5 protein-coding genes and 1 pseudogene are annotated in these 13,254 nt (G+C 40.4%); 3 read left to right on the forward strand and 3 right to left on the reverse strand.

Annotation, left to right across the window (positions count from 1 at the left end; all coding sequences use genetic code 11):
* Positions 1-110: 110 nt before the first annotated feature.
* The 3 genes from ANSO36C_RS10990 to ANSO36C_RS11000 all read right to left on the reverse strand — a co-directional run bounded on the left by ANSO36C_RS10990 (position 111) and on the right by ANSO36C_RS11000 (position 3,757).
* Complete coding sequence (locus tag ANSO36C_RS10990; RefSeq protein WP_251959565.1) at positions 111-1,115, reverse strand: NAD-dependent epimerase/dehydratase family protein; 1,005 nt, start codon at positions 1,113-1,115, stop codon at positions 111-113.
* A gap of 188 nt (positions 1,116-1,303) precedes the next feature.
* Positions 1,304-2,482: an ABC transporter permease DevC gene (devC, locus tag ANSO36C_RS10995; RefSeq protein WP_251960303.1), complete on the reverse strand. Its 1,179-nt coding sequence runs from the start codon at positions 2,480-2,482 to the stop codon at positions 1,304-1,306.
* Between the two features lie 66 nt (positions 2,483-2,548).
* A complete protein-coding gene (locus ANSO36C_RS11000) occupies positions 2,549-3,757 on the reverse strand; it encodes an ABC exporter membrane fusion protein (protein ID WP_251959566.1) in 1,209 nt (402 codons plus the stop codon).
* Positions 3,758-5,227: 1,470 nt separating this feature from the next.
* On the opposite strand from ANSO36C_RS11000, the pseudogene ANSO36C_RS11005 reads away from it, so the two are divergent.
* The 3 genes and pseudogenes from ANSO36C_RS11005 to ANSO36C_RS11015 all read left to right on the forward strand — a co-directional run bounded on the left by ANSO36C_RS11005 (position 5,228) and on the right by ANSO36C_RS11015 (position 13,138).
* A pseudogene (locus ANSO36C_RS11005) lies at positions 5,228-5,505 on the forward strand (hypothetical protein).
* A gap of 203 nt (positions 5,506-5,708) precedes the next feature.
* Positions 5,709-11,084, forward strand: coding sequence for a type I polyketide synthase (locus ANSO36C_RS11010; protein ID WP_251959567.1), 5,376 nt, complete (start codon positions 5,709-5,711; stop codon positions 11,082-11,084).
* A gap of 326 nt (positions 11,085-11,410) precedes the next feature.
* Positions 11,411-13,138, forward strand: a complete 1,728-nt coding sequence (locus ANSO36C_RS11015; protein WP_251959568.1) for an SDR family NAD(P)-dependent oxidoreductase — start codon at positions 11,411-11,413, stop codon at positions 13,136-13,138.
* Positions 13,139-13,254 lie beyond the last annotated feature (116 nt).

Genomic DNA, 13,254 nt, shown 5'->3' on the forward strand with positions numbered 1-13,254 from the left:
AGAATGCTTTGATACCAAGCTGAATAATTTCAAATGAATCAAGCTGAAACTAGCTTATTCATTTGATAATTATTCTGAATTTTGGCTCCTGAATTATAAAAATCTTTAGGCTATTTCATCAAGCTTTGAATATCTGTTTTTTGCAGCCATTGATGTGTTCGCTGCATTCCTGATTCAAGGTCAATTTTTGGTTTATAATTTAACAGATTTTGGGCTTTGACAATGGAACAAGCATAGGGACGAGTCATAAAATCTATGGACTCTGGTAAAATATCAACTTTTTGCCGAAAAAGTTTTTGCCCTTGAACACGTAGCTTTAAAAACAACTTGATTTCATCTTTAGATAATGAAAGAGGCGCTTGTAAACCTTCCATTGCTGCTAAACGCATAAAATACTCTTTCCACGAAGTTTCTTGTCCGTCGGTGATATTAAATATTTCACCGTAGGTTTCTTTTTCTATCGCCAGAAAGATGCTATCAATCAAGTTATCTATATACACATGATTGATCACTCCTTTAGCATCGTTAGCACAGGCAAATAATTTTTGACGCATCATCAGAATTGGTCTGACTACCCAGGGAATACTTCCTGGCCCGTAAACATCTCCAGCCCTAATCACGATAATGCCAAAATCTGAGGGATTATTTAGTTCTAAAACTGCTGTTTCGGCTTCTATTTTAGTTTGGCAGTAGGGATTATTTTCACCCGAAAGTGGCCCAGATTCTATAACACCATCAGGATAGTTAAAACCGTAAACCATCACACTGGATAGATGCACAAATGTTTTGACACCAGCTTGTTTAGCAGCTTTAGCCATGTTGACAGTACCGCCAACATTAATATCACGAAAATTTTTAATTGCACCAGCTTCTTCGGCAATTTGTTCTGTATGTAAAACGATATCTACTTCCTGACAAGCTTTTTGAGCAATAGTAGAATCGGTAATACTACCGATAATTACTTCAACACCCAAATTCTGTAATTGTTTGTTCTGGACTGTAGAACTTTGTAGTCCACGAACCTTCATTCCTTGCGCTATTGCTAACTCGGCTGTACGCAAACCGACAAATTCATTAATGCCGGTAATTAGGAGAGTTTTGTTGTTGAGGTTCATATATTAAGTGTTGTACCAATATTGGATTAAAACAAAAGTGCTAGTTTTGATAATTTGCAATAAGTAATTTAGTGATTATTTTGTAATTACTAAATTACTTATTATGAACTTGCTTATCTATCAAATTAAAGTTGATAGACTAGTATTCTGTGGCGAAAGCTTGCCTATTTTTAACAAGCAATTTAAACTTAGAAAATATCTCCTGGATCTGCGGAGCGGAGTTTATTGATAGCAAGCGCTCCTGATGTTATACACATTAAAACTGTTGAAGTTAAGACAATAATTGCGTTGTTATTGGTCATAACTATTGGCAATTTAGTTGCTTCTGCTGCAAAGCTATATAACAAAACAGAAGTAATAAATCCTGGGATATAACCTAAAACTGCTAAAATTAAAGCTTGCTGAAATACCACATTCAACAAATAGCTATTGGCATAGCCTATGGCTTTTAAGGTGGCGTAAGCAACGAACTGTGTAGCAATATTGCTGTAAAGAATTTGATAAACAATAACTACCCCAACTACCGCAGCCATTGTCAACATCAAGTTAAGAATAAAACCAATGGGTGTTCTGACAGCCCAGTATTGTTTCTCAAAATCAATGAAGCCTTGGCGGGTAAAAACTTGGACATCATTAGGCAAACTTGCTTGCAAATTTTTTAGTACTGTTTCTGCATTAGTACCAGGTTTGAGCGAAATCAAACCTACGTCTATCATATCTGCTGGACGAGTATTAGGATTTATCCTCAAGAAAGTTGAGTCACTAACAAGTAAATTTCCGTCTACCCCAAAGGAAGGCCCTAATGTGAATAATCCACCAATTCTTACTCTATAGCCAATTAATGAACTGTAGGGAAATATTTCAATTGTTTGTGCAGTCTCTCCCGCATTAAATTTTTCAGCTATTGGGCCAAACTCTGGGCGAGAACCTCGGTCAAAAAGCACGACATCGGGAATTTTGAGTTTATCTAAATTTTTCTCAACTTCCGGGAGATTCATCACCGGTCTACCTGGATCAAAACCAATAACATATATTGAATATTTCTCACTAGTAGCCGGATTTTTTAGTTTGGCAAATTGCAAATACATGGGGCTAACTGACTCTACGCCATCAAACCCCAGGGATTGGTACAAACGAGTCCGTGAAAAACTTTGATTTGAGGTCAAAGATTTATATTGCGAACTCACTAAAAATAAATCTCCTTTGAGATTCTGATGCACAGCAGTTGCACTGGAATAAAGAGCATCTTGGAAACCAAGTTGCACAAACATTAGCAGCACAATAAAACCAATTCCGGCTACAGCTACTAGTAAACGAACTTTTTGTTGCGCTAGCTGTAGCCATCCTAAAGGAATTTTAAAATTCATGGATTTATTTTCATTTGTCATTGGTCATTTGTCATTTGTCATTTGTCATTTATGAATGACCTATGACTAAATCTGAATGGCGACATCCACTTGTAAGTTGGTTAAACGAGCAACTTTTTCACTATCTGCGGGATTATCGATGGAAATTTTAACTTCAATTATTCTGCGGTCTGTATCTGAACCAGGGTTGATGCTGAAGATGTTTTGCTTGTCAACTTGCCAACCAATCTCTTTTACAGTTCCTTTGATTGTTCCAGTAAATGCAGTGCTGTTAATTGTGGCTTTTTGTCCTACACGCACTTTTTGAACGTCGGTTTGATACACCTCTGCAATCACATACATTTGAGATGTCTTACCTATTTCAGCAAATCCTCTATTGGCGCTAATTACTTCTCCCGTTTTGGCGTGAATTTTCAAAATTTTGCCATTGATGGGAGATTTTATATAACTTAAATCCAAGTCGGCTTTTGCTTGTTGAACAGAAGTTGTGGCACTGTTGACTTCGGTTTGTGCTACTTGAACATCTACACTACGCACTTCGCTAATACTAGTGAGTTGCGCTTCTGCTTGCTTGAGTTGTTCTTGGAATGTGTCTTGAGTTCGCTTGAGGGTGGCTTGAGCTTCTGTTAGTTGCTGTTGTGTAGTCTTAAGTTGCAAAGCTTTGGTATCTGCTACAGAAGCCGCGATCGCACCTTGTTTGTATAATTGCTGATAGCGGTCGTTCTCAGCTTGAGCGTTGTCTACTTCCGCCTGGATGCGGGCAATTGTCGCCTCTTGAGTTGCAACATCCCCTTTATATTGTGGCTCTAAACGTGCGATCGCAGCTTTTTGAGCTTCGATATCTCCGGTTCTAGCTCCAGATTTCACCTGCGCTAGTTTAGCTTTGGCAACTTGCAGTTGGTCTAAAGCCTGTTGCAAAGCTGTTCTAGAACGACCATAATTTTCTAAATATGCCAGTGTTTGCCCTGCTTTAACCGCATCTCCTTCTTTTACCAACAGTCTTTCTACTCGCACCCCATTATTGGAAGTGGGAGCAGTCAAAGTAGTAACTTCGCCTTCTGGTTCCAAACGTCCCAAGGCGGTGACAGCAACTTTTGCAGGAGTGACAGCTTTTGAAGGATTCGCTGCTGGTGTAACAACTTTCGGTTTAGACCAAAATGGGGCCAAACTATAGAAAGTGATTAATCCAGCCGCTAAAGTCAGAGAAGCTGCTAAAATTACTTGCGATCGCCTTACGGGTTTTGTGAATAATCGACTTTCTTTATTTACTGCCATATTTCCATTCCAATTCTGCTTTTTTACGCGATAGCCTGGTTATATTTAGTAGATTAAAATAGACTCATCCGCAAATTCCCAAGAGGACTTTTCCTCTAAGATTTATACCTTAATAAAGTGGATGCATCTAAATTGGTTTTATATGAATTGTTGTACGCTTTTGCCGCCCAAACTCACTCTTGTGGCGTGAAAATTAATGCTTGTGTTACTTCAAAGCTTCCTAAGTTATATCCTATTTTGACATCTAATCCCGTAGCGTAAAATACAATAGCGCTAACCAGAAGACTTAACTCTCAAGAACAACTAAGCGCTAATTAAAATGAACTCAAAATTCGGATAAACTTGTTATTAAGTATGGCAATCAAATTGTAATTTGTCAAGTATTTTTCTTTCCATAAATTCTGATTCTTTCACTAAAATAGTTCATCATCTTAAAATTATATACATGATGAAATCTGCTTATAACTAATCCTTCATCTGCTAATTGAATACCAAGAGATGGTTCATTATTAGGTAGATTTGTTATTACTAACAGATTATTGTTAACAAGGTTGTGTACTATTAGACATTATTATTCGTTTTGATCCTACTAATTAAAGGCATGAAGCGATACCTCTGGTGGGTTATGACAATGCACATCTAAAAATACACGAATGTGACAGAAGAGGCAGGGAGAGGATTCATGATTCCTATACCATCAGGGTTTCAGAGCAACTGAATTTATTTATGGGGATTTTCCCCCTGTTCCTCTTTTTGACAGAAAGTTACCTATTTACCTAGCTTTAAGCCCCTTTTTTAACCCAGTCCGATGGGTTTTGCCTGTTTATTTGAGGGTTATAACCACTAATGCAATGATGATTATGTTTATTAAGCAACATTCTAAAAATTAACATTTGCTTTATAAATAACTGCTTTGGTTTCCAACTCGATTTATATTTAAAAATGACCAACAACTTTGGCTTAATTATCATGCTTCTATGAAAAAACATACTTATGATTATTCAAATTAATCTTTGTATTCATTGAATTGTTGCTTACTAGACAACAGATTTGCATTGTTAACTTAATCCAGCATAAATTTATGGTTCACCCGTAGATAACAAAATCTATCACATATTTTTATAGTCACAAATTATACTTTTATACTGGATTTTATTCAAAATTCACATCAGTAATAGTGGAGGTTTATTTATAAAATAACTTTAAAGAAATGATTTAGTTTATATAAAGTGTGTTAGTATTTTTATTAATTCAGTGCTTAACAACAGTTGGTAAAAGTAGTTATTTAATTGGAATTTTAAAATTAAAAATAACTAAATATAACTGCTTGTTCATCACCTTCTGATCGTTTAATTAATTTTTATATTTGCATAAAGCTGGATTAAACATGGTATTTTTTGTGTAACAAAGTTGTCAACTTTCCTAGTTAAAATAGCATAAAATATATTATCCCGGACGTTGAAATTGGCTATGACATTGATCCAGATACAGAACGTTGTCATTCACAACAGTAATGTTGCTGTGGTTAGGCTAAATAATCAAACGCTTTCGGTTGAAAAAACGTTTCTGTTCCCTTAGATACTCCTCAGTTTTCATTGTTCTAGTAGGATACCATTACTCAAAATATTTACCATTCCAAATGGATTAAAATCACTGGTCAAGCAGCTATTACACTCCAAGACTATTTTACCAGTTTTAACAACGTCATCGACCTCTTGCCACAATTTCAAGAGTCTAGCGTTGGATAACATTTTTGTGCGATTGCAGTATGCCAAAGCCGCCTATAAATCTAAGGCTTTATGAGGGCAGTATGCATCGTGTGGTGTCAATTTGGAGAAAAGCATTTAGCACAGATAGGATAGCTAGCTGCTTACAAGACGAGAGATTTTCATTATTTAGTAGGCAACAGAAATTACTGTAGCTACACAATCCACAGTACTCACTATGCCCTATGTCTGCTTATTCAATTGATACTGCCTTAACGGAGTTAGAGAGCCTGATAAATAATTGTGAACAGGCTGTAATTAAGTCTATCGAGGGAAAAAAAATGAAATCAGATAAATCAGTGTCAACAAACAGAATTAACAGACAATTACAACACAATCCTATCGCCATTGTTGGGATGGCTTCTCTATTGCCTCAAGCCAGAAATTTGCGGGAATACTGGCAAAATATTGTAAACAAAATTGACTGTATTACTGATGTTCCTTCCACTCACTGGAGCGTCGAAGATTATTACGATCCGAATCCCAGAACTACTGAAGATAAAACCTACTGTAAAAGAGGTGGGTTTCTTCCAGAGGTAGACTTTAACCCGATGGAATTCGGCATACCGCCCAGCATTTTAGAAGTCACAGATGTATCGCAACTATTAAGTTTAGTGGTTGCGAAAGAAGCGATGGAAGATGCTGGCTATGGCGAAAAACGTGAGTTTAACCGCGAGATGGTTGGGGTAATCTTAGGCGTGGCTATGGCCAAGCAATTAGGAATGCCACTTTCTGCGAGATTGGAATATCCAATTTGGGAAAAAGCACTCAAAAGCAGTGGTTTATCTGACGAAGATACTAAAAAAATCGTTGATAAAATCAAAAGCGCTTATGTGAAGTGGGATGAGAACGCTTTCCCTGGAATGTTAGCGAACGTAGTCGCTGGACGAATTGCCAATCGCCTAAATTTTGGCGGGATGAATTGTGTCGTTGATGCCGCTTGCGCTAGTTCCTTTGGTGCTTTAAAAATGGCAATTAGTGAGCTAGTTGAACATCGTTCTGACATGATGTTGACTGGTGGCGTTGATACCGACAACACCATCATGGCTTACATCTCGTTCAGCAAAACACCGGCTGTTTCTCCTAGTGAAAATGTCAAACCTTTCGATGCTAAATCTGATGGGATGATGTTGGGTGAAGGTATTGGGATGATTGTCCTCAAACGGTTAGAAGATGCTGAACGGGACAACGATAAAATATATGCCGTAATTAAAGGTATTGGTACTTCCAGCGATGGGCGTCACAAGAGCATTTATGCTCCCCGCAAAGAAGGTCAAGTTAAAGCCTTGGAACGTGCTTATGAAGATGCTGGCTTCTCTCCTGCTACTGTTGGTTTGATGGAAGCACACGGTACTGGTACAATGGCTGGAGATCCGACAGAATTCGGTTCTTTAAAAGACTACTTTGATGTACATGATGACAAAAAGCAGCATATCGCTTTGGGTAGTGTGAAATCACAAATCGGACACACAAAAGCGGCTGCGGGTGCGGCGAGTTTGATTAAAACTGCTTTGGCTTTACATCACAAAGTATTACCGCCGACAATTAACATTACTGAGCCGAACCCCAAACTCAACATTAAAAATTCATCCTTTTATTTGAATACCCAAACTAGACCTTGGATTCGTCCAGAAGGGGAAGCACCAAGACGCGCAGGTGTGAGTTCTTTCGGATTTGGTGGAACCAACTATCACGTTGTTTTGGAAGAATATGAAGTCGACCAAAACGAGGCTTACCGCTTACACAGTGATGCTAGTGAAGTGCTGTTGTTTGCTCCTACGGTAGAGCAATTGTTGAGCAAGTCGGAAGAGATTTTGGGTAAGTTGCGATCGCCTGAAGCACCTACACATTACGCACAATTAGTCAATGAGTGCAAATCACAACAGATTCCTCTCTCTGCTCCTAGATTTGGGTTTGTAGCCGAGAATCTCGAAGAAGCTTGCAAGTTCCTGCAAACTAGCATTGACTGGCTGAAACTTAAAGGTTCCGCAGCATCTTGGGAGCATCCCCAAGGGATTTATTACCGCGCCTCTGGTATGGAGTTGGGCGGAAAAGTTGTCTCTCTCTTTTCTGGACAAGGTTCGCAATACCTGGAGATGGGACGCGAACTGGTGATGAATTTTCCTTTGATGCGCCGTCTGCATGGTTATATGGATAGCCTGTTGCTCAAAGATAATTTGCAGCCGTTGTCAGAAATCGTTTTCCCTCATCCTGTGTTTGGAGAGGCAGAAAAAAATGTCCAAATTGCTGCTTTACAACGCACAGAATACGCTCAACCAGCCATTGGGGTGTTGAGTGCAGGGATGTACAGCATATTGCAACAAGCTGGGTTTAAGTCAGATTTTGTGGCGGGACATAGCTTTGGTGAACTAACAGCGCTATGGGCTGCGGGGGTTTTGAGTACTGAAGATTACTTGTTCCTGGTGAAAGCTAGGGGTCAAGCGATGGCTGCACCCGAAGATCCAGATCATGATGCGGGTAGTATGCTGGCTGTCAAAGAAGACATCAGCAAAGTGGAAGCAGTGTTGAAGCATTTTCCGCAAGTTGCGATCGCTAATCAAAATTCTCCCACTCAATTTGTCTTGGCTGGGCCTACCGCAGAAATAGCGAAAGTTAGAGAGATTTTACACGAGAAAGGATATACAGCTGTATTGTTACCTGTTTCAGCAGCGTTCCATACACCGCTAATCGCCTTTGCTCAAAAATCATTTGCGATCGCTACCAAGTCTGTTAAATTCCAAAGTCCCAAAATCCCTGTTTACAGCAACGTTACTAGTAAGCAGTATCCCAAGGAAGCCCAAGGTATTCAAAAGATTCTGGAAACGCACCTTTCTAACTCAGTGCTGTTTAAACAAGAAATTGAAAATATCTATGCGGCGGGTGGTAGTTGCTTTGTGGAATTTGGGCCAAGGAGAATTCTTAGCAACTTAGTGAAAGAGATTCTTGGCGATCGCCCCCATATTACCGTATCTTTGAACCCCAGCACTCAAAAGAATAGCGATCGCTCTTTGCGAGAAGCAGTTGTGCAATTACGGGTAATTGGTTTGACTTTAAATAACCTCGATCCTTACCAACTTCCCCAAACTATTCCCCCAATTGAGACGAAGAAGACATTAAATGTACGTTTAAACGGCATAAACTACAGATCCGAAAAAACGAAAAATGCCTTCGCTTTAGCTTTGCAGGATGGACATAAAGTCACATTACCAACTCCCGAATCTTCTGAAACTGTTGCTCCTTTATTTAGCAGCCCCGGTGTAACTCCACCTGTAGCGGTGATAGAAACTAACGGACATAAAAAACTTACCCCAGTAATGAACGGTGTGACTGCTAATATCATCACCCAGCCAGAGCAACAGATGAATCCTGTTACCCTGTCACAACCAGCCCAGGAATCTAAGATGCAACCAACACCAGAAAAACTTACAAATTACGAACAACTTTTAGCAAGTTTAGAATACCTCCTGACACAGTTCCAAGAAAATCAAGCCGAGAATTTACAAGTTCATGGTACTTATCTCAACCATCAAATGGAATACGCTAAAGCGTTTTTCCAACTGATGCAACAGCAGAATTCTTTGTTGAGCGAAAGTAAATCAACAGCCGAAACTGCCAAAATGAAGCTCGTTGTCATGGAAAGCTTAGAGCGTAGCATGATGCAGTTTCATTCCCAACAAGGTGAAACTCTACGCATCCATGAGCAATATCTCCAAGAGCAGTTGGAATATACTAAGAGCTTTTTCCAACTCATACAGCAAGAGTATTCTCAAATCATCTCTGGTGAGGGAGCAACTCAATTAACAGAGAAACTCAGCAATTTCACTCCATTCACCACAGAAACAACTGTTACTGATGCACCTACCAAGATAGTAGAAAGCCAGCCTTTGCCTATAGCTGTTACCCAAGAACCTCTCCCGGCTGCTGTAGAGCCTGTAGTTGAAACTTCGTACTCCCCACTTCCCACTCCGCACTTCGCCACTGTCGAGACAGTCGAGCCTGTAGTTGCGCCACCTGTCCCAGTAGTCGAACCTCAAACCGAGGTTGTAGCTAAAATTAGCTCACCTCCAGTCAACGAAGTTGTTGCAGAACCAGCACCCACAACTGCTGCACCTGTATCTAACGCAACTATCGATATTGTTGACTTGGATAAAAATCTCTTAGCCATCACCAGCGACAAGACCGGCTACCCAGTCGAAATGCTGGAAATGGACATGGACATGGAGGCTGATTTAGGGATTGACTCGATTAAACGGGTAGAAATCTTAGGGGCGCTACAAGAGATGTACCCCAACCTACCCAAGCCCAATTTAGAAGAACTGTCAGAAAAACGCACCATCGGCCAAGTTGTAGAGTATCTGCGATCGCACGCTTCTCAAAGTGTTTCAGTAGAAGTTGCAATTCCCGAAGTACAACAAGTAACTGAGATTCCAATAGAGACTGCACCAGTAGTTGAGGTAGTCGCTGCACCGGAACCAAGCGTAGTTGTCGCATTCACTCCAGAACCAGAAGTTGCTCCCGCAACAAGTGATGAATTTGCAAACTTAGGTGAAACCCTGTTAGCCATCACCAGCGACAAAACCGGTTATCCAGTGGAGATGCTGGAACTGGAAATGGACATGGAAGCCGATTTAGGGATTGACTCCATCAAACGGGTAGAAATCTTAGGGGCGATGCAAGAAACGTACCCCAACTTACCCAAACCAAATATTGAAGAACTTGGCGATCTTCGCACCATCGGTCAAATAGTCGATTACCTACAGCAGTTGGCTGGAGGTGAAAAAAAAAAGTCTGAGCCTGAGTTTGTCCAACAGCAGCCACCCCAATTAGAACATGAACTAGAGCATAATATCCCGCGCTATACCGTCAAACTCAGAAGCCTAGCACAGCCCGATTACTTGGATTTCACGTTACCAGAAGGACACATCGGTTTAATCACCGATGATGGTTCCCTCACCACCTATAAATTAACTGAATCCCTAATCGAGAAAGGCTGGAAAGTAGTAGTTATCAGCTTCCCCCAATCGCTTCTCGTCCAACAAGCGCCCTTACCTACAGGAGTAACCCGCGTCACCTTAGCAAACTTGAGTGAAGAACATCTTCAACAACAATTGCAAGCGATCGCATCTCACTGCGGAGCGATCGGGGCTTTTATCCATCTCCATCCGATGTTTGTAGGAAATCAAGCCGGAAGTATTTCTTATAACGAATCAGAAAAGGCGATCGTCAAGCACGTATTTTTGATGGCGAAACACCTGAAACCTTCTCTAAACGAAGCAGCAAAACATGGACGTAGTTGTTTCTGCACAGTAGCTCATCTAGATGGAGCCTTCGGTTTAGAGTACAAAGTCAACTTCGGTGCGATCGGCGCTGGTTTATTTGGATTAACCAAAACTCTGAGATGGGAATGGCCAAAAGTATTTACTCGTGCGATCGATTTAAGTCCCAGACTTGACGCTAAACAGTCAGTACAAAATATCATCGCCGAACTTCACGACCCCAACCTTTATATAAGTGAAGTTGGCTACGGCTCACAAGGACGAGTCACCATTATCGCCGATTAAAAAGTAGATTAACGCCGTGTGCAACTTTCTCTCGAACCTAACCCCCAACCCCTTCCCTACAAGGGAAGGGGAGTAAGAATCAAAGCCTTTCTCCCTGTGACTACGGTCGAATTACCCCCCTTAATCCCCCCTTGGAAAGGGGGGAAATAAGAAATCCAGTTCCCTCCCCTTTACAAGGGGAGGGTTAGGGTGGGGTAAAACCCTGGTTAATGAGCTATTTCAGACTTGTACACCGTAGCCCTGTTGGGGAGAGGAATGGAAGCGGGGGTTTCAAGAATCAGTTGCACATCAAAAAACCCAATTTATGCAGGTATTCACGAGGATTTATGACACAAACAGCCCAGCTTAGTCCATCATCTGTCTTTGTCGTGAGCGGCGGTGCAAAAGGGATTACGGCTGAGTGTACTATCAGATTAGCCCAACAGCAACCCTGCAAATTCATCCTCCTCGGTCGCTCCGAACTATTAGAAACCGAGCCAGATTATGCTCAAAACTCTGATGACTCCGCATTGAAAAAATGCATCATGGAAAATCTTCTTTCTCAAGGAGAGAAGCCTACACCCATGAATGTACAAAAAATATATAACAAAATTACCTCCAGCCGCGAAATTAAAAAGACTCTAGCAGCAATTGAAAAAACCGGAGCTAAAGCAGAATATATCAGCGTCGATGTCACAGATACGCCAGCTTTACAAGAAAAACTTGCTACTGCTGTGCAAAATCTCGGCCCAATTACCGGAATCATCCACGGCGCGGGAAACTTAGCTGATAAGTTAATTGAAAAGAAAACAGAAGAGGATTTTGAAAAAGTTTACACCGCCAAAGTTCAAGGTTTAGAAAACCTACTAACTTGCGTCAACCCTAATCAACTTCAGCATTTAGTTTTGTTTTCTTCCGTAACAGGCTTTTACGGAAATCCTGGACAATCTGATTATGCGATCGCAAATGAAATTCTGAACAAATCAGCCCATATATTTAAGCAAAGTTATCCCTCGTGTCATGTAGTCGCTATCAACTGGGGCGCTTGGGACAGTGGAATGGTGACAGCAGAATTAAAGAAGATTTTTCAAGAGCGAAAAATTGATATAATTCCCATTGCAGTCGGGGCGCAAATGCTGGTTAAAGAAATGGATAACGCCAATCATGCAACCGCACAAGTTGTTATTGGTAGTCCACTAGTTCCAATGGCGGCGGAGTTAGATTCAGAACTACGAACCCATCGTATCCGTCGCCAAATAACATTAGAGGCTAATCCATTTTTACACGATCACACTATTTCTGGTTCTCCAGTTCTACCAGCAACTTGTGCAATGACCTGGATTATCAATGCTTGTGAACAATTATATCCTGGTTATCGGTTGTTTTATTACCAAGATTTCAAAGTTTTGAAGGGGATTACTTTCAATGAAACATTAGCGAAGGAACATATTTTAGAAATAGAAGAAATTTCTAAATTTAATCTTGAAAAAATCGAACTTAAAGCCAAAATTTCGAGTAAAAACCCACAAGGCAGAATCCATTTTCATTTTAGCGCTCAACTCAATCTCCAGCGAGAAATCCCAGATGTACCCACTTATGAATCTCTCAATCTCGAAGAAGATAATATCATCACCGCTACAGGAAAAGATTTTTACCAAAATGGTGGGGCTACATTATTTCACGGCCCCGCTTTTCAAGAAATCAAAAGAGTTTTAAACATCAGTCCTGAAAAAATTACTACAGAATGTCTGTGGCCAGAACTCAGCCCCCAGCAACAAGGACAATTCCCCGTTCAATGGGTAAATCCTTACACCACTGACTTGAGTATGCACGCCTTATGGATTTGGACACAACACTTTCATGAAGAAGGTTGTTTACCTGGAAAAGTAGAAAAATTTGAACAATTTGCGATGATACCACATAACGAAACATTTTACGTTTCTTGTGAAGTACTAGCTAAGACACCAAGTAGTGCGATCGCAAACTTTATCATACACGACCGCCAGGGGAAAATATACTCACGAATGCTCGGCGCTCATGCCATTATTTGGTCAATGAAAATGCTCAGAAGCTAGTAATCTTTCAAGTTGAAAGTTCGTAGTAAGGACTTTAATCGTTATTTTACAAGTACAGCCTTACGTGAAATCGTGGCGAATTGAGGGTTTAGATTTAAACGCAAAGGTTCGCAAAG

This window comes from Nostoc cf. commune SO-36 (assembly GCF_023734775.1).
Lineage (GTDB): Bacteria > Cyanobacteriota > Cyanobacteriia > Cyanobacteriales > Nostocaceae > Nostoc > Nostoc commune_A.

Excerpts from the sequence above, each read along its gene's own strand:
- ANSO36C_RS10990 (WP_251959565.1), bottom strand. The coding sequence starts at position 1,115 with ATGAACCTCAACAACAAAACTCTCCTAATTACCGGCATTAATGAATTT.
- devC (WP_251960303.1), bottom strand. The coding sequence starts at position 2,482 with ATGAATTTTAAAATTCCTTTAGGATGGCTACAGCTAGCGCAACAAAAA.
- ANSO36C_RS11000 (WP_251959566.1), bottom strand. The coding sequence starts at position 3,757 with ATGGCAGTAAATAAAGAAAGTCGATTATTCACAAAACCCGTAAGGCGA.
- ANSO36C_RS11010 (WP_251959567.1), top strand. The coding sequence starts at position 5,709 with ATGTCTGCTTATTCAATTGATACTGCCTTAACGGAGTTAGAGAGCCTG.
- ANSO36C_RS11015 (WP_251959568.1), top strand. The coding sequence starts at position 11,411 with ATGACACAAACAGCCCAGCTTAGTCCATCATCTGTCTTTGTCGTGAGC.